The sequence below is a fragment of the Streptomyces sp. B5E4 genome, from assembly GCF_039871555.1.
Lineage (GTDB): Bacteria > Actinomycetota > Actinomycetes > Streptomycetales > Streptomycetaceae > Streptomyces.
The window spans coordinates 55,462-75,998 of the sequence record NZ_JBDPMI010000003.1; the positions used below are offsets into that span (position 1 = coordinate 55,462).

Consider the following 20,537-nt stretch of genomic DNA (forward strand, 5'->3'; position numbering starts at 1 on the left):
CTGCACTGGGCCCATGCCGCGCAGGAGCACTTCCCCGGCGGGGAGCTGTACGCCAACCTGTGCGGCTATGCCGCAGAGGCCCCGGCGGCCCCGGAGCAGGTGCTCGGTCACTTCCTTGAGGACCTGGGCATTCCCGCCGCGCAGGTGCCCGCGGTACGCGAGCGGCGCGAGACCCTCTTCCGCTCGCTGGTGGCGGGCCGCCGCATGCTCATCTTCCTCGACAACGCCGCGCACAGCGCCCAGGTACGGCCCCTGCTGCCTGGCACCGCCGCATCGCTCGTCCTCGTCACCAGCCGGGACGACCTCACCGGCCTGGTGACCCACGGTGATGCCGTACGCATACGGGTGCCGACGTTCCCGGCGGACGACTCCGTCACCCTGCTGCGTGCCACCACAGCCGACGAGCGGACCGGCGACCCGGGCGGAGGCCGGCGAGGCGGAGGCGCTGGAGAGCCTGGGCAAGGCCGAGTTCCAGAGACTGCGGCTGGCGGAGGCCGAGGAGTGCCACCGGGGTGCGCTGGCCATCCGGCGGCGGCTCGGGGACGTCCACGGCACGGCGGTGTCCACCAACGCCCTCGGCCTCCTCGGGCTCCGGCGCCGCCGCCTGGACGAAGCCGAACTCCGTTTCGCCGAAGCCGCGGAGACGTTCCGCACTCTCGGCGAACGCCGCTGGACGGCCCTGATGCGTACCAACCTCGCGGAGACGCTGTGCGACGCCGGCCGTCCGGGCGAGGCGTGCGAAGTCGTGGAGCAGGTGCTCGCGGACTTCCGGGATCTGGACGACCACTTCGGGGTGGGCAACGCACTGTGGCTGCTCAGCCGGGCCCGGCGGGAATCCGGCGACCCCGGGGCAGCCGCGCGGGCGATCGCCGAAGCGCTGTCCCTGGCCGCGGCGGAGGACAACCGGCTCTGGCAGGGCCACTGGCTGGCCGAGTCGGCCCGCGTCGAACTCGCGCGCGGCCGCGCGGCGGAAGCCCTGCGACTGGCCCGCGAGTCGGCGGCCGTGCAGCAACGCCTCGGCGACACCGCTCGCGAGGCCGCCGCGCTGGACATCGCGGGCGAGGCGTGCGGTGCGCTCGGCCGCCTGGAGGAGGCGGCCGGTCTCCATGGCGAGGCCATCGAACGGTTTCGCGAGGCCGATGCCCACTGGCAACTCGCGCATGCGCTGGTGAACCTGGCGGAGGTGCTGGGGCGGCTGGGGGAGCCGGCCCGTACGGTCTGGGAGGAGGCGGCCGGCGAACTGGGCCGGTTCGACGACCCGGAGGCGAGCGCGCTGGCGGAGCGGGTGGCCGCGCGGCTCGAAGCTTCCTGAGGAAGGTCCCCGTGGTGCGGAGCTACTCCGCGGGTGCGGACTCGGCGATCCACAGGGGCCCGTCCGCACAGTCCAGGCGGGGGCCGTCGGCGGGGGTGAGGCTGGTCCGTAACACCTTCATGCGCTGTCCTCCGACGGTCGCGACCGGGCCCCGGCCCGGGCCGATGTACCGGTGAGTCCGCACCTGGTTGTGCACCGCACGAGAAGTGTGCGCGGTGTCGACGACGGAGAACGCCTCCTCCATGAGCCCCGCGTAGGTCGCTCCGATGGCGGACTGCGGCTCACCCGCGGACGGGTCCGTGGCACGCTCCAGCGCGACGGCGAGCACCCGTCGGAGCGACGCCGCGAGCGCGGGCCACAGCGCCTCGGGGGTCGCGTCGTCCGGGATGGGGACCGTGCGCTCCTGGGCGAGGACGGGACCGGCGTCGAACTCCTCGTTCATGCGGTGGGCCGTGACGCCGAGCCTCGGATCGCCGTTCCGGATCGCCCACAGCACGGGGGCGGGCCCGCGGTACTCGGGCAGCATCGAACAGTGGACGTTGACGACCCCGTATTGCGGGATCGAGAGGACGGCCGGGGGCAGCCGCCACGAGAAGCCGAAGCAGACGAGGAGATCGAGACCGTATCCGCCGAGGGCTGCCCCGAGCCCCGCGGAGCTGCCCGGTAAGAGCAGATCCATCCCCGCGGGCAGCGCGGCGGTGATGCGCCCCGCGGTGTCGGCGGCGGCTGGATCGGTCACCGATCTGGGGCGCATGGAACGGGAGTAGGCGTAGACGACGGGGGTGTGGCCGCCTTGCACGCAGACCTCGTGCAGGGTGGCGAACTCCCGGGCACCGAATGAGATCAAGCCGACACGCATGGCAACGCTCACCGAGGCAGCATAGCGAGGCACCGGGCCCCGGAGGGCGACTTCCGCGGCGGCCGGGGCCGCGGAAAACCCCGCCCGCGCAACGGAGCGGGGTGCTGCCCCTGTGGGGCTGCACCCCGCTCCGTAGCGGTGTCGTCGTGGTCAGACGGCCACCAGTTCCTTCTTCTGGTCCGGCTCCGCGGCCTTCTCCGGCTCCGGGTCCGCCGGGTTGCGCTTCGGGAGGGCGAACAGCAGCGCGTACACCACTCCCAGGATCGCGATCACCCACCACATCGCGTTCTCGAACGCCCCCGCGAACGCCGGGCCCACCTCCTGCGGGCCCGTCGGCTCGTCCATCGCGCCGAAGAACACCACCGACACCAGCCCCAGACCCAGCGCCATCCCCAACTGGTTCGTCGTGTTGATCAGGCCCGACGCCGAGCCCGCGTGGCGGCGCGGGACGCCGGAGAGGACCGCGTTCGTCAGGGGGGCGAAGATCAGGCCCATGCCCGCGCCCAGCAGGGTCAGCGGCAGCGCCATCTGCCAGGTGGAGATCTCCGTGCCGTAGCGGTCGGACGCCGTCAGGTAGAGCAGGGCTCCCGACACCATCATCACCGCGCCACCGTGCAGCACCTTCCGCCCGAACCGCGGCGTCAGCGTCTGCACCGACACCCCCGCCGCCACCGAGCAGCCGAGCGAGAACGGCAGCCCCGTCAGGCCCGCGTGCAGCGCACTCCAGCCGAGGCCGAGCTGCATGTACAGCGTCCACACCAGGAAGAAGATCCCCAGCCCGGTGCTGAAGGTGAGCTGGACCCCGATGCCCGCGGCGAAGCTCTTCACCCGGAACAGCGTCAGCTCGACCAGCGGCGAGCCGTCCGCGCGCTGCTTGCGCTTCTGGTACGCGACGAAGGTGGCGAACACCGGCAGGCTCGCCGCCATCGAGACGAAGCCCCACACCGGCCAGTCGTTCTCGTGGCCCATGGTGATCGGGTACAGCAGCATCAGCAGCCCCGCGGTGGCCAGCAGCACCCCGCGCAGGTCCAGGCGCAGTGCGTCGGGGGCCGTCGACTCGCTGATGAAGCGGCGGCCGAGGATCAGGCCGGCGATGCCCACGGGCAGGTTGATGAGGAAGATGGGCCGCCAGGCCAGCCCGAACAGGTCCCACTCGGTGAGCAGCGCGCCGATCATGGGGCCCGACACCGCGCCGAGGCCGGCGACCGCGCCGAACATCCCGAAGACCTTGCCGCGTTCCTCCGCGGGGAACGTGACGTGGATGATGCTGAGTACCTGCGGCACCATCAGCGCCGCCATCGCGCCCTGCAGCACCCGCGAGCCCACGAGCATCGCCGGGTCGGCGGCGATGCCGCACAGCAGCGAGGCGATGGTGAAGCCGCCCATGCCGAGCAGGAAGACCCGCTTGCGGCCGTAGATGTCACCGAGCCTGCCGCCGGTGATCAGGCCGATGGCGAAGGCGAGCGCGTAGCCGGCGGTGATCCACTGGATCGCGCCGAAGGAGGCGCCGGTGTCCTCCTGGATGCTCGGGATGGCGATGTTGACGATCGTCGCGTCGACGAGGTCCATGAAGGAGGCCGTCAGCACCACGGCGAGCGCGATCCACCGGCGGCGATCCGGTCCTGCCACAGAGGCGTTCTGGAAGGTCATAGCGGTAATCTAGGATCCGTATAGGACAGGTCATGTCCTAAAGGGAAGGCAGTCTGGAAAACATGACGACCGACACTCCCAAGCGGCTTCTGCACCTGCTCTCCCTCCTCCAGACGCCCCGCGAATGGCCCGGCAGCGAGCTGGCCGAACGTCTCGGCGTCACCGACCGCACCATCCGCCGCGACATCGAGCGGCTGCGCGACCTCGGCTACCCGGTCGAGGCCACCCGCGGCGCCGTCGGCGGCTACCGCCTGGTGGCGGGGAAGGCCATGCCCCCGCTGCTCCTCGAAGACGACGAGGCCGTCGCCATCGCCGTCGGCCTGCGCAGCTCCGCCGGCCAGACGGTCGCGGGTCTCGCGGAGGCGTCCGTACGGGCGTTGGCGAAGCTGGAGCAGGTGCTGCCCTCGCGGCTGCGCCGCCGTGTCACGTCGCTCGGCACCGCCACCACCCCGCTGACCCGCTGGCAGGGCCCGCAGGTCGACGCCGAGGTGCTGACGGTGCTGGCCGCCGGCGCGGCGGGCGGCGAGCGGCTGCGCTTCGGCTATCGCGCGGCGGACGGCACCGAGACCAAGCGGCTGGTCGAACCCGCCGGGCTGGTCGCGGCGGGCCGGCGGTGGTACTTCGTCGCGTACGACAACGACCGTGACGACTGGCGGATGTTCCGCGTCGACCGCATCACCCGCCCCTTCGCCACCGGTGTCCGCCCGCCGCGCCGCGAGCTGCCGGCCGCGGACGCGGCGGCGTTCGTCGAGGCCCGGATGGGCGGGGACCGGCCCCGCTACCGCGCCCGCGCCACGCTGCACGCGCCGTACAAGGAACTGGCCCGCCGCCTCGGCGGCACGGAGGGGCTGACGCGGCTGGACGAGGGGCGGTGCGCGTTCGTGACGGAGGCGGACGCGCTGGACTGGCTGGCGCTGCGACTGACCGCGCTGGGCTGCGAGTTCGAGGTGCACGAGCCGCGGGAGCTGGCGCAGTACCTCCGGGACCTCGCGGGCCGCGCGTCGCGGGCGGCAGGGACGGAGGAGACCGAGGTGGAAGGGGCACGGGAGAGGGGCGGGGCGGGGTAGGGGGCAGGGGAGTGGCGGGGCTCAGGCCGTGGGGCCCTCGCCGGCGGGCAGCGGGCGGCCGGCGCGTCAGAAGAGGCTGCCGAGCGTGCTGGTGAGGGGGGACACCAGGTTCAGGCCGGCGTCGGTGAGCCGGAAGAGCATGGACGCCGCCATCTCGTCGCCGACGAACGACTTGACCACAGTGCCCTGCAACCCCAGCAATCCGCTGATCGCGAAGCTCCCGGCTGCCACCTGGAATTCCTCGCAGCTGAAGCCGCACTCCACGGCCCAGAGACCGGCGGAGAGACCACCTGTGGCAAGGGAGAAGCCCCCCAACCATGGGGCGGCCGGCGGGGCGGTGACGGCGGCGATCGCTGCCCCGTAACCGCTGGCCGTGCTCAGGTCGCCGAAGAAGCTGGCAAAGCTGATCGGCCTCCGGCGTATCTGGAAGTCCTCCCAGTTGACCTGGTCGTGTTCCTCGGTGTCGCTGGGGTTGGTGTTGTTCTCCTCGTTGCGTTCGGCTCGTTCGGCCGCCTCGCGGGCGGCCTCGGCCGCCTCGGCCCGGCGTTGCTGGGCGACGATGACACGGGCCTGGCTGGCCGCCTCGGCCGCTTCCTTGGCCGACAGGCCCGCCGCGACCGCGGACCGCCAGGCGGCGGCGGCCGAGCCCTGGGCCTCGTACGCGGACACCCCGGCGCGGTGGGCGGCGCCGAGGGCGACGTTGGCCGAGTAGTTGGCTGCCCGGGCGGAGCGGCGGGCGGTGGTCGCCGCGGCGGCGGCCTGTGCCGCGGAGAGCCTGGCCGCCGCGGCGGAGGCGTCGGCCGCGTCGGCGTGCTGCCCGGCCTGCTCGGCGTACTGCTCGGCACGCTGAGCGGAGGCGCTGGCCCGTTCCGCCCACTTGTCCGCCTCCTCGGCCGCCTCGCGGGCCTCGGCTGCGACCTTCGAGGCCCGGCAGGCGTCCTCCTGCGCGCGCTCGGCGATCTCCCGGGCCGCGTCGATAGTGCCCAGCATGGCGGCGGCGTGGGTGAAGTAGTCGTGGTCGACCTGTGCGGCCAGGTACTGGACGCGGTGGACGAAGTTGCGGCGCATCCACGTCGGGCCCGTCAGCGCCGCCTCGGCGTAGGCCCGGGTATAGGGGCCGTTGCTGGAGAGCAGCTGGGTGGCGATCACGGAGTCGTCCTCGCGGACGGCCGCGGGGTACCCGTCGACGAGGAAGTCCTGCAGTGCCTGCGCACTGCCGTCGTCCAGCGCGGCCTCGGCGGCGGCACGCACCGCGGGGCCCGGGTCGGCGGAGAGGAGTTGGGTGATCTGGACGCGGTTGTCCTCGGCCGCGGCCTCGACCTGGCCGCTGATGAGGAAGGTCCGTACGGTCTCGGGGGCCTCGCTCTCCAGCGCTGCCTGCGCCGCCCGGGCCACCGGGGACGAGGCTGCCTCGGCGATGTAGAGGGCGGTCTCGTGGTCGTCCTCGTCCTGGGCGAGCAGACGGTCGGTGTCGAGCCAGGCATGGACGTCGGCGTCGGTGCCGGCGAGGGCGAACGCGGCGGCCTCCCGGCTCCAGCTGCCGTGGCCGGCCAACAGGCCGGTAGCGGCGCGGCGGCCCACGGTGGCGGCCCGGCCCAAGTCGCCGTCGGCGAGGGCCTGCTCGGCCGCGGCGATCAGGTCCATGGTCTCCTGGGCGGTCTGTTCCTCCTGGGTCCGCTTGTTCTCACGCGCGGCCAGGTCCTCCGCCTCGATCTCGGCCAGCACCCGGGCCTCGTCAAGCGCCCTTGCCCGGTCCTCGTCCAGGGCGGCGAGCTCGGCCGCACGGGCCTCCTCAGCCACGGAGACCGCCTTGTTGACGGCCTCGGTGGCGGTGTTGGCGGCTTCGATCGCACTGTTCGCGTGCGCGGTGGCCTTGTTGGCGAAGTCGAGTGCCTCGCCAGCGTGTTCGGCGGCCTCCTCGGCGGCGTCGGCGGAGTTCTCGGCGTGTTCGGCGGCGGAATTGGCGGCGATACGGGCGGTGTTCGCGGCACTGGCGGCCTTGGTCGCCAGCTGCTGTGCCCGTCCGGCCGAGCTGGTGGCGCGTGCCGCTGCCGCGTTCGCGATCTGTGCCTCACGGCGGGCCTCGGCGGCCTCGGCCACGGCCACGCCGGCTGCCTCAGCGGCCTCGGCGGCGGAACCGGCAGCCGCGGCGGCGTTCAGGGCGGCGGAGGCAGCCGCGGCGCCGGAGCGGGCGGCCGACTCCGAGGCGGTGGCCGCGTGCCCGGCGGCGGTCGCCGCGCTGCGGGCCTTCGCCGCGGCGTTGCGGGCGGCGACGGCGGCGTTGCGGGCCGCCGCTGCCTGGGAGGCGTCCTTGGAGGCGGCGATGGCGGCACTGTACGCACCGGCGGCGGCGCTACCGGCCTTGGCGGCGGCCTGGGAGGCGGCGTTGGCGGCCTGGGAGGCACGGCGGGAGGCGGCAACGGCGGTCTGGGAGGCGACGATCGCGTTACGGGCGGCGTTCGCCGCCCCCTTGGCCGCGGTGGCGCCCCTGCGAGCGGCTGCCGCGGCGCGCCGGACGTCGTCCTGCGCCGCGCGGGCCTCCTCGGCGGCCTGCTGCGCTGCCTGCTTGGCCTTCTCCGCGGCGGTCTGGGCGCGTTCGGAGGCCACCTCGGCGCGGTCGGTCTCGGCCGCGGCCCGTCTGCCCTCGCGTTCGACGACGGCGACGAGCTCCTCGATGGTGGTCGCCTCCTGGTCCCGGGCGCGGGCGATGTGCTGACCGGTGTCGAGGAACCACTGCAGGTCGGCGGGGCCACCGTCGAGGGCGCGGTTGGCGTACTCCCGCACCTGGGAGCCGGCACCGTTGAGCATGGTGACGGTCTCCACCCGCATGTCTTCCGCGTGGGCGTCGTACTGGCCGTTGGTGAGGAACTCCTCCAGCACCTCCGGGGTGCCGTCGCCCAGGGCGGTGTTCGCCGCGCGGGTGACGGCGGGGCCGCCGGTGCTGGAGACGATGGTGGTGGCCACCCGGAGGTCCTCGGCCAGGGCGGGGCGGAACCCTTCGGTGATGAATGCGCTGATGGCCTCGCCGCCGGTGTCGAGCGCGGCGGACGCCCCACGACGCACCCCGGCGCCGGCGACGGCGAGCTGCTGGACGACAGCGACGCGCTGGTCCTCGACGGTCGCCGCGGGGAGCTGGTCGGTGAGGAAGGTCTGGATGTCGGTGTCGGTCCCGGCCAGCGCGGCGGCAGCGGCGGCCCTGACCGAGGTGCCGCCGATCAGCCATGCCTCGACGGCCATGCCGCGTGCGGTGTCGGGCAGTTCGAAGTCGTCGGACGGTTCCTCGTCCGCGGCGGTGCGGGCGTATGCGGCCGGCACCGACGGCATGAGGACGGTGGCCGCGGTGGCGGTGAAGACGCCGAGGAGGTGGCGTCGGCTCCAGAACGCGGTGTTCATGAGGGATCCCCCTGGGTGTGTGGTCATGCGGGATGGGCCCGCGAGCCCGGGGCGGAAGGGCCGGCGGGCTCGCGGGTGGCGCTGTTCTCCCGTGTTCTCCCGTTGGCGTCGGATGTGCGCGTGCCGGCAGAGGGCCGTCAGCGGGCAGCCCAGCCGAACGCCACCCCGGAGGCGGGGAGGCCGTTCAGGCCGGGTTCGTACGTGGTGACCGCCCCGGTCTCGCCGGCGTGGCCGCCGGTGGCGTTGCCCCACGGCAGCGCGTACAGGGCGCCGTGGGGGGCGGGGCCGTCGGGTATGCCGACATACAGGCGGGTGCCGGTGGCATGCAGGTGGCGGCCGACCCCCGCGCCCGCGCTGGGGGAGCCGGGCAGCCCGGAGCCGTTCCCCGCCTCGATCCAGAACGCGGCGTCCCCGGAGGCGGTGGGCAGGCCGAAGGTCTGCACCGCGCCCGCGCCGGTGGCGCCGCCGGTGCTCTCTCCGGGGGCGCCGACCGCGAGCAGCACGGTGGTGTCGCTGCTCACCGTCCGCAGCGCGGTGTTCACCACGGATACGTCGGTGCCGAACAGGTCGTCGGACTCCGCGGTGTCGTCGACGCCGGCGCCCTGCTGGTGGATGTTGGCGAGCGGACCGGCGGCCCCGGCGGCGTTCACCCGGAAGGCCGCGACGCGGCCGGCGTCGACCGCGGCTGTGCCGTCGACGGTGAGATCCTCGCGGGGCACGCCGACGGCGAGGACCGATTCCCAGGTGCCGTCCTCGCCGGCGGAGCGGTAGGCGGCCATGGCGAGGGAGGCGCCGTAGCGGTCGCCGCTCTCGGCCGCCGCGCCGCCGCCGTCGGTGTTCTCGTTGAGGCTGTCCAGCGGGGCGGGGATGTTGTCCTCGTTCATGGTGTGGTCGAAGAGCCAGACCATGCCGGCGGCGGAGGCGTCCTGCACCCCCTCGAAGGGGGCGCCGACCGCGAGGTGGTGCGGCGAGCCGGCGACGGAGGCGCCGAAGCGGTCTCCGTTCTCCGCGGAGCCGGCCACCCCGGGCTGGTCCTGGTGCAGCTGGCGGGTGCTGTTGCCGCGCAGGTAGAAGACCTGTCCGGCGTTGGTGGCACCGTTGACATCCTCGTTGGGAACGCCGATCAGCAGGTACGGCACGCCGGTGTCGGTGTGCCCGGCGGCGATCGCCTGCCCCATCTGGTCGTTGGGGTCGGCAGTGGCGGAGCCGACGACGCCGGGGCCGTTGCCCTGGTGGAGATAGAGCGCCTCCTCGCCCTCGCCGAGGCCGTCGGGCGAGCCGTACAGGATGGTCACGCTGCCCGCGTCGGCGGCGCCGGTATCGTCCAGCGGAGTGCCGACGACCAGGTCGGTGCAGCCGTCCTCGTTGTGGTCGAGGACCGCCAGCTCCTCGCCGAAGCCGTCCTCCGGCTGGGCCGAGCCGGGGACCTGGCTGAGGTCCTGTTGGAGCACGGCAGGCGCGCGGTCGCCGCCGTAGACGACACGCAGGAGGCCGGCGCCCGGGTCACCGCCGACGGTGGCCCGGGGGTCGGTGGCGGCGACGTCCTCGGCGCCGTCGCAGTCGAAGTCGCTGGGGCGGGGGGTGCCGACGGTCGTGGTGACCCACTCGGGTACGTCGTCCACCCGAGTGTCGAGCGCGCCTGCGACGGGATCGGTCTCACCGTCCCCCACGTCCGTGCCGAAGCAGCCTGCCTCCCAGGTGCGGCTGTGCACCCCGACAAGCTCCAGCTGCCCGGCGGACTCGCGTAGCACCGGTCCGCCGGCGTCGCCCCGGCAGACCGCGGCACCGTCCTGCCCGACGACGTTCATCTCGCCGGTGCCCACGGCGTCCACGGTGAAGGTGCCGGTGTGCAGGGTGAGCGGCGCCCACTCGTCGGCGGTACGGCCGTAGCCGGCGCCGATCAGCTGCTCCCCGACTACGGGTACGGCATCCCCGAGGGCGACCGGGACGACGGCGTCCACAGGGCGGACGAGACGGGCGAGGAGCAGGTCACGGTCGTGGTGCGGGACCAGTTCGACGACGTCGCGCACCTGGCCGGCGGCGGTCGTGAGGTCGGTGCGGCCGACGGTGGCGGTGGTGTCCAGCGGCGGCCTGCCAGCGGGAGCCGTCGGGTCGGCCGAGGGGTCGTCGGCGAAGCAACTGGCCGCGGTGAGCACCCACTCGGCGTCCACCAGCGCCCCCGAGCAGGCCCGTTGGCCGGCACCGAGGTCCAGCCGTACGGCGAACTCGTAGCTGCTGTCGGTTTCGGCGGGGCCGGCAAGGGCGGGCGCCGGGGCGGCGGTGGTCAGCAGGTGCGCCGCGGTGCCGAGCGCGACCAGGACGGCAGCGGTACGGAGCCGGCTCACCGGCATGGCCCCTCCTCCGGATCGCCAGCGTCCTCAGGGGGCTCGTTGCTGGTGACGAGTTCCAGAAGCGTCTCCTCGGGCTGGCCCGGCCCCTGCCCCTCGCCAACCCCGACACCGGTGTTCCTGCCGATCTGGCAGACGACTTCGCCGTCCCCCGCCGTCATACGCGCCGTGGTGTAGTAGTCGTTTCCCACGATTCTGTACACCGAGGGGATCTCCATGCTCAGATACCCCTGGCTGCCGGTGACGCGGAAACATACGGGGCTTTCCTGGAGGCCACCCTCCTTCACTCTGCCCTCCACCCTCAGCAGCCCCTCCTCGCCGCACTCGGTAAGAACGATATGGCCGTCTCCCCGCTTGAGCTGGAACCCGCGCTCCTCCTGGATCCGTGCAGCCTGCGGGTATGCGAAGTCCTCGACCGCGTAGGCGGGTTCCTCCTGCAGTGGTGCGCCCGTGGGCGGAGGGTCGTCGGCCTGGGCGACATGCAGGGCACCGGCGACGACGGCCAGCGCCGCGGCAGCGGTGACGAGTAATGGTGAACGCAATCTCAACAGAAGCCCCGTTTCCTGTCACATCGTTGGACGGAGGTAAGCGTGAGCCGCACCGTCGACGAGCGCGGGCATGGAAAGCCGTCGACCCGGAGGTCGCGGCGGGCGCGTGTGTGGCAGGCTCAGCCTCGTCGAGCACCGCGAACTCGTCGCCCCTGCTTGCCTTCGAACGGTTGCACAGGAACCTTGACGATTTCTGGGAGGTTTTCTGGCAGCGGATCCGGCCCGGTGATCCGGGCAGGCACCCTCCGCTACCGCAGCCGACGCCGCAGTGCCCGTGCCCGCCGCGCCACCCGCCGCACCGCCGGGCTCCGCGGCACGAACGCCAGCCGCTTCGGCACCCCGCCCGGCAGTCCCTCCACCGTCAGCCGGCGCCGCTTGAAGTACCGCCACGTGTCCGCGTCCAGCTCCGCCGCCAGCCACCGCTCGACCTCCGGCCGCCGCCGCGCGTGGATCCGCGGCTGCATCGTGAACCCGACCGCCGTCAGCAGCCCGCCCAGCGCCGCCTGCGCCTCCGCCGCCGTGGGCGCCCGCCAGTCGCGGACCGCCGCCGGGTCGTCCAGCGACGGCAGCAGCGCGTCGGCGATCGTGACCGGGATGCGGTTGCTGTTCTCGTACGGGGTCAGGCGCTCCAGCAGCGTGTCGGTGCCGACGGTCGCCACCGGCAGCCCGTACAGCGTCGAGGCCGTCATCAGCGCCGTGGAGAACGCCCCCGCCACCAGCGCCGGTTGCAGCCGCTCGTACAGCACCTCCGCGAGCACCGGGGAGTCGAGCACCGTCAGCGCCACGCCGAGGCCTTCCGCCTCTTCCTCCAGCAGCCGCGAGACCCGCGCCGGCGCCATCGGGTGCGGCTTGAACACCACGCTGCGGTGGCCCAGTCCGGCCGCGCCGCGCAGCATCCGCACGTGCAGTTCCTCTTCCTCCGCCGCCGTGAGGATCTTCAGCGCCGACAGGTACTGGCCCAGGAGGAGTGCGGGCGAGGACCCTTCGGCGAGCCCGGCGGCGGGCAGGTCGAGGTCGGCGGCGGCCGCCATCTCGGCCAGTACCTTCTTCAGCTCCTCCGCCGGCACGATCTCCGGCGGCACCCCGAACTCCGTGAGCAGCATGGGCCGTACGCCCGGCAGCAGGTCGGGGTGGAGCAGCCGCTCGACGCGCGCGCCGACGAAGGAGGAGAGCTTGTTGCGGGTGGGGCCGTAGCTCATCAGGCCGTCGGCGTAGACGTGCAGGGCCGCGTCGGGGAAGAGCTGGACGAGCGCCCGCGCCGGGTTGACCTGGATCGACTCCACGACGAGCGTGAGCCGGTCGTCGCCCAGGCCCCACAGCAGCCGCAGGTGCCGCTCCCACAGCGGTACGTCCTCGGCGCGCGGCTCCCACGCGGCGGGGTGCAGCGGGCGGATGGCGTGGTTCCAGTCGCGTACGTCGTCGAAGCGGGAGCGCAGGTGCGCGAAGCCGGCCATGGTGTCGACGGCCGGGGACGTCTCGGGGTTGGCGGCGTTGTTGGTGATCAGCAGGATGCGGCGGTCCGCGGCGGGGAAGAGGCCGGCGTCCAGGGCGGCGGCGAGGGTCGCGGTGCCGTAGAGGGTGGAGGCCACGAAGACCTGGGTGTGCCGGCCGGGCGCGTACCGGATCTGCAGCGGCGAATACGCGGTAAGGGGGGCCAGGGGTGCCGTGGAGGCTGTGGGGTCGGCGGACGGGGAGGTCATCAGCCGGCCACCTCCGCCGGTACGCCCCGGCGGTGCAGCCGGCGCAGCAGGTCGGAGCGGTCGGTGTCCATGGCGTCCAGCACCTCCGTGAGTACGTGCCGGGGCATGCGCCGCAGCGCGTCGGCGCTCCTCTCGCGCAGTCTGCGGGCCACGGGCTTCTCGAACCGTTCGCCGTTCTTCAGATGGTGCGCGATGATCGCGCAGTAGTTCCGCACCGCCTTCGGCAGCAGCAACTCCGCGTCCCGGTCCGCCGCCGTCTCCTCGACCACCTGGTCGAAGGCGCGCAGGAAGTCGAGTTGGCGCACGTCGGCGATCTGGGTGAGGGAGTTCGCGACGCCGCGGCGGTAGAAGACGCCGAGCAGTCCGACGACCGCGAACGTCCGGGCCTCGCGGTGCAGCCGCCAGATCCACGGCCGGTCCTCGGCCGTCCGCAGCCCGTCGGGGAAGTGCAACAGGCCCTCGTCCAGCAGCCGCCGGTGGTAGATGCCGGCCCAGGCGTAGGCGTAGTCGACCGACGTGGTGCGCGTCGCCGGCAGGATCGCGGAGCGCGGGTCCTGGACGACGCCGCGGCGGCCGTGCGGTACGCGGTGGAGGGTGCGGGCGCGGGCGGCGCACTGCACGTGGTCGGTGCGGACGAAGTCGCAGTCCAGCTCGGCGATGGCCGCCAGCAGCCGGCGGTAGTAGCCGGGGGCGAGCCAGTCGTCGCCGTCGAGGAACGTCACGTACCGGCCGCGGGCCCGGTCGAGCCCGGTGTTGCGGGCGGTGGCCAGGCCGCCGTTGTGCTCGTGGCGTACGTGCACGGCGCCCGGCAGGTCGCGCGCGGCCCGCTCCAGCAGCTCGCCGGTGCGGTCCGTCGAGCAGTCGTCGACCAGGATGAACTCGGTGTCCGGTGCCGCGTTGGCGCGCAGGCAGGCGAGCGTCTCGGGCGCGTAGTCCTGCACGTTGTAGAAGGGAACGATCACGGAGAGCTGACGCATCCAGGCGATGCTAGGGGCCGCCCCGCGCCCGGGGCTTGCCCTGCCCCGACGCGGGCGTGAACGCCGGGCGGCGGAACGGTGAACGCCGTCCTTCCGCGACCGGGTTCGCCGTTCGGCGGCGTGTTGTTAACCATTTGTACGGCCGGTGTTGGGCCATCGAGCGGAATGCCTCCCTACCGTCGGCGGCGTGCTCAACGACCCCCCGTCACAGCTTCGCACCGCTGTTCTCGCCGACTCGGACACCCGCTGGAAATGGGGCGCGCTCACCGCTCGCCGCATGGCCCCGGAGGCGGTGCTCGACGGGTATCTGCTGCACGGCCGGGCGACGCCCACGGCGCGCCAGCTCGCCGAGGTCGGCGTCCCCGCCGATGCGATGAGGGAGGTCACGGCGGTCGAGTTCCTGGCCGCCGCCGACCCCGACCGCTACGACGTCGTGCTCCTGTCCTGCGTCGGCGGCACCGTACAGGCGATGCTCCACGGCCTCGCCCGCGCCTGGCAGGGTGCCCGGCGCCGCCCCGCGGTCGTCACCGGCTACGTCGGCGTCGTGTACGAGAAGCTCTCCGACGGCCTCCTCCTGCGCAACGGCGCCGACATCGTGCTGGCCAACAGCCGCCAGGACGCCGAGCGCTTCCGCGCGGTGTACGAGGGCGTCGGCGCCTCGCCGAACAGCATCGTGGAGTGCGCGCTGCCGTTCCTCGACGGCGCGGCGTACGACCCGGCCGCCCCCGGCGGCGACCGCCCGTACACCGTCGTCTTCGCCGTCCAGCCCTCCGTGCCGGACAACCGCGAGGACCGGCTGTACCTGCTGCGCCGTGCCGCCCGGCACGCCGAGCGGCACCCGGAGCGGGACGTGCTGGTCAAGCTGCGCAGCCGGCCGGGCGAGCACACGACGCACATCGAAGAGGCCCCGTACCAGAAGCTCGCCCGGAAGCTGCCCGGCGGCCTGCCCGCGAACTGCAGCCTGGTCTACGGGAACATGGGCGAGGTCCTCGACCGCACCGACCTGCTCGTCACCGTCAGTTCCACCGCCGCGCTGGAGTCCCTGCACCGCGGCATCCCCACCGCCGTCCTGACCGACCTGGGCGTACGCGAGCCGCTGGGCAACCACCACTTCCTCGGCTCCGGCTGCCTCGCCTCCTGGGACGAACTCGACGCCGGCCACCTGCCCAAGCCCGACCCCGTGTGGCTGTCCCGGCAGGGCGTCCCCGGCGCGGCCTCCGCCGAGCCGTACGACGCCGCCTTCGACCGCGCCCGGGCCCGGCTGACCACCCTGGTCGCCGACCCTCAGTTGCCGCCGCTGGCGCCGTACTACACCCCGGAGACCGCGGGCGGCTACCTGCCGCGGATCCTCGCCCGGCACGGCCTGGCCCCCACCGGCGAGCCGCTGCCGCAGGCCGCGGCCGCCGCCGAGCCCGGCCCGCTCCGGCGGTGGGCGCGCACGCTGCTGCGCAAGGCCGCGCGCGCCGCGTACCGGGGCGGCGTCCAGCGCATCGCGCCCCTCATCCGCCGTATGGGGGCGCTGTGAGCGACGCACCCGCGGCCGCGACCCCGCAGGCCGGCAGCGCACCCGCACGTTCGCCGCGCGGGCGGAGAAGCGAACCAGCCGACGCCGTGACGTCCCGCCCCGGCCCGCATCAGCAAGGAGCCTCCATGTCCCAGCCCGAGTCCGCAGCCCGCGTGCTCGCGGTCATTCCGGCCCGCGGGGGGTCCAAGGGCGTCCCCGGCAAGAACCTCGCCCGTGTCGGCGGCGTGCCGCTGGTGGCCCGCGCGGTACGGCAGTGCCTCGCGGCCCGGCTCGTGACCGACGTCGTGGTCTCCACCGACGACGAGACCATCGCCTCCGTCGCCCGCGAGGCCGGCGCCGAGGTCGTCCGCCGCCCCGCCGAGATCGCCGGCGACACCGCCTCCAGCGAAGCGGCGGTGCTGCACGCGCTGGACACCCACGAGGAGCGCTGCGGCGAGCCGATGGCCGCGGTGCTGCTGGTGCAGTGCACGAGCCCGTTCCTGACCGGCGCCGACATAGACGGCGTCACGGCGGCGGTGCTGGCCGAGGGCGCGGACAGCGCGCTGACGGTGGCGCCGTTCCACGGGTTCATCTGGCGGGACGAAGCGGACGAGGCGGAGACCGCCGCCGTCGCCGGGACCCCCGCGGCGGCGAAGACCCCGGCCGTCGCGGAGGCGACCGCCGTCGCCAAGGCGGCGGCGGGTCCCGCGGCGGGCACCGCGACGGGTGCCGCGCCCACGAAGGTGGCCCCGGCCGTCGAAGCCGCCCTGTCCCAGGGCTACGGCGTCAACCACGACAAGTCCTACCGGCCCCGCCGTCAGGACCGCCCGCAGGACCTGCTGGAGACCGGCGCCGCGTACGCCATGCGCACCCCCGGGTTCCGCGAGCACCGCCACCGCTTCTTCGGCCGTACCGCCCCGGTGCGTACCGACGCCGCCCGCGTCCTGGAGGTCGACGAGCCCGACGACCTGACCCGCGCCCGCGCCCTGGCCCCCCTGCTCGACGTGCCCGGACCCGGCTCGCTGCCCACCCGCCGCGACGTCGACGCCGTCGTCCTCGACTTCGACGGCACCCAGACCGACGACCGCGTGTACATCGACGCCGACGGCCGCGAACTCGTCGCCGTCCACCGCGGCGACGGCCTCGGCATCGCCGCCCTGCGCCGCGCCGAGCTGAAGCTGCTCATCCTTTCGTCGGAAAAGAACCCGGTCGTCGCCGCGCGGGCACGCAAACTTCACCTCCCCGTTCTGCACGGGGTCGACCGTAAGGACATCGTACTGAAGCAGTGGTGCGAGGAGGAGGGCATCGCGCCCGAGCGCGTGCTCTATGTCGGCAACGACGTGAACGACCTGCCGTGCTTCGGCCTCGTCGGCTGGCCCGTCGCGGTCGCCGGCGCCCACGCGATCGTGCGGGACGCGGCGCGTGCGGTGACGTCCACCCCCGGAGGCGACGGAGCGATCCGCGAGATCGCCTCGTGGATCCTCGGTCCCTCCCTGTAGCCCGATCCCTCCCTGGCGAGGGTCTGGAGAGTAAGGAACAGATCTGCATGAGCTCCACCCAGCGTTTCCGCACCTTTGGCGACCGCGTCGTCGGCCCCGGCCGGCCGGTGTACGTCACGGGTGAGATCGGCATCAACCACAACGGTGACCTCGACAACGCCCTCGCGCTGGTCGACGCCGCCGTCGAGGCGGGCTGCGACGCGGTGAAGTTCCAGAAGCGCACGCCCGAGATCTGCACCCCCCGCGACCAGTGGGACATCGAGCGCGACACCCCCTGGGGCCGGATGACGTACATCGACTACCGGCACCGGGTCGAGTTCGGCGAGGAGGAGTACCGGGCGATCGACGCGCACTGCAAGGAGCGCGGCATCCACTGGTTCGCCTCCCCCTGGGACCCCGAGGCCGTCGCCTTCCTGGAGAAGTTCGACGTGCCGGCCCACAAGGCCGCCTCCGCCTCGCTGACCGACGACGAGCTGCTGCGCGCCATGCGCGCCACCGGCCGCACGGTGGTCCTGTCCACCGGCATGTCGACCCCGAAGCAGATCCGGCACGCGGTCGAGGTGCTGGGCAGTGACAACATCCTGCTCTGCCACGCCACCAGCACGTACCCGGCGAAGGCCGACGAGCTGAACCTGCGCATGATCCACACGCTGCAGGCCGAGTTCCCGAACGTGCCGATCGGCTACTCCGGCCACGAGACGGGCCTGCAGACCTCGCTCGCCGCGGTCGCCCTGGGCGCCGTCTTCGTCGAGCGGCACATCACGCTGGACCGCGCGATGTGGGGCTCCGACCAGGCCGCCTCGGTCGAGCCGCAGGGCCTGGCGCGGCTCGTACGCGACATCCGCGTGGTCGAGGAGTCGCTGGGCGACGGCGTGAAGAAGGTCTACGACAGCGAGCTGGCGCCGATGAAGAAGCTGCGCCGGGTCAAGGGAGTCGTCGCGGAGGCCGCCGAGGCGGCCGACGGGGCGGGAGTCGAGAAGGAGCCGGTCGGCGTATGACCGAAGACGGCGCCGGCGGCACGACCGTCGCCCTGGTGGAGAGCCCGGTCCAGTTGCTCAACGTGCTGGAGTGGGCCTACCAGGGCGGGACCGTCATACCGTTGACGGTGGTCGTGCTGCCCCCCACCGAGCCGCTCTCACGCGGCCAGTTGCGCCGGATGGCGGAGCTGGCGATGGACGACGGCCTGGAAGTCCGCTGGCAGGAGGCGCGCGGCGGGGCAGGACCGCTGCGCACCCTGACGAGCCTGGCCCGCCCGCTGCGGCGGGCGCGCCGGGTGGTGCTGGGCGACCCGTTCTCGCGGTACGTGCAGACGCTGCTGACGGTCGTCAAGGCGCGGGAGGTCGTCGTCGTGGACGACGGCACGGCGACGATGGAGTTCACGGCACAGCTCTCGCGGGGGGAGCGGTTCGTCCGCTGGCACCGCAGCGGGCGCAGCGGCGGGGCGCGGGGGATGCTCTTCGCGCCGGTCGCGAGCGCGGCGCGGCGGCGGCTGACGCCTGCGGGAAGCGGTGCCTCGGGCACGCGGGTGGAGGTCTTCACCTCGATGCCGGTGGTGGACCCGCCCCCCGGGCTGAAGGTGACGGCGAACGAGTTCGCCTGGACCCGCTCCCGCTTCGGCCCGCCGAGCGTCGGTACGGCCACGGACCTCGTCGGCACCTCCCTGGTGGAGACCGGCGTCGTGGACCACGACCGGTATCTGGAGGCGGTGGCGTCGCTCACCAAGGCGTACGGCGCCACGCGCTACTTCGCGCACCGCAGGGAGCGGGCCGACAAGCTCCACCGGCTCCACCTGCACACCGGCCTGGAGATCGTCCGCCCCGACCTGCCGCTGGAGATCGTCGCCCGCCGCGGCCCCATAGGCCGCACGATCGTCAGCTTCCCGTCGACGGTGGTGCACACGCTGCCGCTGGCACTGGCGGGTACGGGCGTGAAGGTGGCGGTCTGCGAGGTCGACCCGAGCTGGCTGACGGAGACGGCGTCGCCGCGGGCGCAGGGCTTCCTGTCGTCGGTGGCGGGGGCGGCCCGGGAACGGCGCGGGGTCGACGGGCTGCCGGTGGGCCCGGCGACGGCGACGGGGTGGTCGGGGGCGCCGGCGTCGGTGTGAGGCGCCGGGACACGGGGGAACGGGGGAGCCGGAAACGGGGGAGCAGGGGGAACCGGATACGGGGGAACGGGGGAGACGGCCGCTCGAGCGCCGGAGTGTACCCACCGCGTACGCCGGTCATGCACCCGCGGGGCTGAAATTTTGTTGATCCCTTCTCGGTAGCCCCGGTGATCCCCGTACGCTGCATAGTGTGAACCGACTGATGTCCCGTGACGCAGAGCCCGAGTCCGGCCCCGACGCGCTGCTGCCCGGGGCGCTCCCGGCGGCGCTGAACGCCGAACTCATCGCGTTCCGGCGGGACTTGCACGTGCACCCGGAGCTGGGCAACCAGGAGTTCCGTACCACCGCGGCGATCAAGGAGCGGCTGGAACAGGAAGGTCTCGCACCGCGGGTGCTCCCGGCGGGCACCGGGCTGATCTGCGACATCGGCATCGAGGAGGGCGGGACGCCCCCCGGCCCGATGCTGGCGCTGCGCGCGGACATCGACGCGCTGCCGATCCCGGACACCAAGACGGTGCCGTACCGCTCCGCCGTCCCCGACCGCGCCCACGCCTGCGGCCACGACGTGCACACGGTGGTCGTCCTCGGAGCGGGTATCGTCCTCGCCGGCCTGGCCCGCGAGGGCCTGCTGCCGCATCCCGTACGGCTGATCTTCCAGCCCGCGGAGGAAGTGCTTCCCGGCGGCGCCACCGATGCGATCGAGGCCGGAGTGCTCGACGGCGTCGGCCGGATCATCGGCGTGCACTGCGACCCGCGCGTGGACGTGGGCCGCATCGGCCTGCGTCAGGGCGCCATCACGTCGGCCTGCGACCGCCTGGAAATCTCCCTCGACGGCCCCGGCGGCCACACCGCCCGCCCCCACCTGACCACCGACCTGGTCACGGCGGCCGCCCGCGTGGCCACCGACGTCCCGGCCCTCCTCGGGCGCCGCGTCGACGCCCGCGCCGGCCTGGCGGTCACCTTCGGCCGCCTCCACGCCGGCCACGCCTGCAACGTGGTCCCCCAGCACGCGGAACTGTCCGGCACGGTCCGCTGCCTGGACCTGGACACCTGGCGCCGCGCCCCGGACATGGTCCACGCGGCGGTCGACGAGGTCGCGTCGATGCACCGCGCGAAGTCCGCGATCACGTACGTCCGCGGGGTCCCGCCGGTGGTCAACGAGCCGGCGACGACGGCGCTGCTGGCCAACGCGATGGCGTCGCGGCGGGGAGCGGAGTCGGTGGAGACGACGGAACAGAGCCTGGGCGGCGAGGACTTCTCCTGGTACCTGGAGCACGTCCCCGGCGCGCTGGCACGGCTGGGCGTGCGGGCGGTGGGGGAGACCGGACTGCCGCGGGATCTGCACCAGGGGGACTTCGACGTGGACGAGGGCGCGATCCGCGTGGGAGTGGAACTCTTCACGGCGGCGGCGCTGCTGGACGCGGGGGCCGTGGCGTAGCGTCACTCTCTTCACCCGGGTGATCAGTTGGACACCTGCGTCGCCGTATCCGTTGCCGGACGGATGGGCTGCGTCACGTAGTGGATCGGGTCGCCTCCGCCGCCGCCTGGACGGCGGTCCTCACCGTCGTCAGGCACG

The 20,537-nt window shown here is 73.7% G+C and carries 14 protein-coding genes; 7 read left to right on the forward strand and 7 right to left on the reverse strand.

Translation table 11 applies throughout. The annotated features are described in order from the left end of the window. Positions 1-385: 385 nt before the first annotated feature. Positions 386-1,312: a tetratricopeptide repeat protein gene (locus ABGA99_RS05340; RefSeq protein WP_347582237.1), complete on the forward strand. Its 927-nt coding sequence runs from the start codon at positions 386-388 to the stop codon at positions 1,310-1,312. A gap of 22 nt (positions 1,313-1,334) precedes the next feature. Here the strand turns inward: ABGA99_RS05340 and ABGA99_RS05345 are convergent, their stop codons facing one another. Further along, complete coding sequence (locus ABGA99_RS05345) at positions 1,335-2,159, reverse strand: formyltransferase family protein (protein WP_347582238.1); 825 nt, start codon at positions 2,157-2,159, stop codon at positions 1,335-1,337. 162 nt (positions 2,160-2,321) lie between these two features. Then, positions 2,322-3,821 (reverse strand): MFS transporter, encoded by a 1,500-nt coding sequence (locus ABGA99_RS05350; RefSeq protein ID WP_347582239.1) that lies wholly within the window; start codon positions 3,819-3,821, stop codon positions 2,322-2,324. 62 nt (positions 3,822-3,883) lie between these two features. On the opposite strand from ABGA99_RS05350, the gene ABGA99_RS05355 reads away from it, so the two are divergent. Further along, on the forward strand, positions 3,884-4,888 hold the full coding sequence (locus ABGA99_RS05355) for a YafY family protein (RefSeq protein ID WP_347582240.1): 1,005 nt from the start codon (positions 3,884-3,886) through the stop codon (positions 4,886-4,888). Between the two features lie 66 nt (positions 4,889-4,954). On the opposite strand, the gene ABGA99_RS05360 is transcribed toward ABGA99_RS05355, so the two are convergent. The 5 genes from ABGA99_RS05360 to ABGA99_RS05380 form a co-directional block, all read right to left on the reverse strand. After that, positions 4,955-8,281 (reverse strand): ALF repeat-containing protein, encoded by a 3,327-nt coding sequence (locus ABGA99_RS05360; RefSeq protein ID WP_347581008.1) that lies wholly within the window; start codon positions 8,279-8,281, stop codon positions 4,955-4,957. A gap of 137 nt (positions 8,282-8,418) precedes the next feature. Next, positions 8,419-10,632 carry a S1 family peptidase gene (locus ABGA99_RS05365; RefSeq protein ID WP_347581007.1) on the reverse strand — a complete coding sequence of 738 codons (2,214 nt, stop codon included), beginning with the start codon at positions 10,630-10,632 and terminating at the stop codon, positions 8,419-8,421. Then, positions 10,623-11,177 (reverse strand): hypothetical protein, encoded by a 555-nt coding sequence (locus ABGA99_RS05370; protein ID WP_347581006.1) that lies wholly within the window; start codon positions 11,175-11,177, stop codon positions 10,623-10,625. Before ABGA99_RS05370 ends, ABGA99_RS05365 begins: the two co-directional genes overlap by 10 nt. Before the next feature lie 248 nt (positions 11,178-11,425). After that, on the reverse strand, positions 11,426-12,877 hold the full coding sequence (locus ABGA99_RS05375) for a polysialyltransferase family glycosyltransferase (RefSeq protein WP_347581005.1): 1,452 nt from the start codon (positions 12,875-12,877) through the stop codon (positions 11,426-11,428). Next, on the reverse strand, positions 12,877-13,854 hold the full coding sequence (locus tag ABGA99_RS05380; protein ID WP_347581004.1) for a glycosyltransferase family 2 protein: 978 nt from the start codon (positions 13,852-13,854) through the stop codon (positions 12,877-12,879). The genes ABGA99_RS05375 and ABGA99_RS05380 overlap by 1 nt, the downstream gene beginning before the upstream one ends. Before the next feature lie 187 nt (positions 13,855-14,041). Here ABGA99_RS05380 and ABGA99_RS05385 point away from each other — a divergent pair, with 187 nt between their 5' ends. The 5 genes from ABGA99_RS05385 to ABGA99_RS05405 all read left to right on the forward strand — a co-directional run bounded on the left by ABGA99_RS05385 (position 14,042) and on the right by ABGA99_RS05405 (position 20,399). After that, a complete protein-coding gene (locus ABGA99_RS05385; RefSeq protein WP_347581003.1) occupies positions 14,042-15,379 on the forward strand; it encodes a DUF6716 putative glycosyltransferase in 1,338 nt (445 codons plus the stop codon). A 125-nt stretch (positions 15,380-15,504) separates the two neighbouring features. Then, positions 15,505-16,857 (forward strand): acylneuraminate cytidylyltransferase, encoded by a 1,353-nt coding sequence (locus tag ABGA99_RS05390; RefSeq protein WP_347581002.1) that lies wholly within the window; start codon positions 15,505-15,507, stop codon positions 16,855-16,857. Positions 16,858-16,904: 47 nt separating this feature from the next. Beyond that, complete coding sequence (locus tag ABGA99_RS05395; protein WP_347581001.1) at positions 16,905-17,855, forward strand: N-acetylneuraminate synthase family protein; 951 nt, start codon at positions 16,905-16,907, stop codon at positions 17,853-17,855. Further along, on the forward strand, positions 17,852-18,961 hold the full coding sequence (locus tag ABGA99_RS05400) for a hypothetical protein (RefSeq protein WP_347581000.1): 1,110 nt from the start codon (positions 17,852-17,854) through the stop codon (positions 18,959-18,961). Before ABGA99_RS05395 ends, ABGA99_RS05400 begins: the two co-directional genes overlap by 4 nt. A gap of 202 nt (positions 18,962-19,163) precedes the next feature. After that, positions 19,164-20,399 (forward strand): amidohydrolase, encoded by a 1,236-nt coding sequence (locus ABGA99_RS05405; RefSeq protein WP_347580999.1) that lies wholly within the window; start codon positions 19,164-19,166, stop codon positions 20,397-20,399. The last annotated feature ends 138 nt before the right edge of the window (positions 20,400-20,537 follow it).

What these genes read in the sequence shown, in the direction of transcription:
- ABGA99_RS05350 (WP_347582239.1), bottom strand. Translation starts at nt 3,821, where the DNA reads ATGACCTTCCAGAACGCCTCTGTGGCAGGACCGGATCGCCGCCGGTGG.
- ABGA99_RS05355 (WP_347582240.1), top strand. Translation starts at nt 3,884, where the DNA reads ATGACGACCGACACTCCCAAGCGGCTTCTGCACCTGCTCTCCCTCCTC.
- ABGA99_RS05360 (WP_347581008.1), bottom strand. Translation starts at nt 8,281, where the DNA reads ATGAACACCGCGTTCTGGAGCCGACGCCACCTCCTCGGCGTCTTCACC.
- ABGA99_RS05365 (WP_347581007.1), bottom strand. Translation starts at nt 10,632, where the DNA reads ATGCCGGTGAGCCGGCTCCGTACCGCTGCCGTCCTGGTCGCGCTCGGC.
- ABGA99_RS05375 (WP_347581005.1), bottom strand. Translation starts at nt 12,877, where the DNA reads ATGACCTCCCCGTCCGCCGACCCCACAGCCTCCACGGCACCCCTGGCC.
- ABGA99_RS05380 (WP_347581004.1), bottom strand. Translation starts at nt 13,854, where the DNA reads ATGCGTCAGCTCTCCGTGATCGTTCCCTTCTACAACGTGCAGGACTAC.
- ABGA99_RS05390 (WP_347581002.1), top strand. Translation starts at nt 15,505, where the DNA reads ATGTCCCAGCCCGAGTCCGCAGCCCGCGTGCTCGCGGTCATTCCGGCC.
- ABGA99_RS05395 (WP_347581001.1), top strand. Translation starts at nt 16,905, where the DNA reads ATGAGCTCCACCCAGCGTTTCCGCACCTTTGGCGACCGCGTCGTCGGC.
- ABGA99_RS05400 (WP_347581000.1), top strand. Translation starts at nt 17,852, where the DNA reads ATGACCGAAGACGGCGCCGGCGGCACGACCGTCGCCCTGGTGGAGAGC.
- ABGA99_RS05405 (WP_347580999.1), top strand. Translation starts at nt 19,164, where the DNA reads ATGTCCCGTGACGCAGAGCCCGAGTCCGGCCCCGACGCGCTGCTGCCC.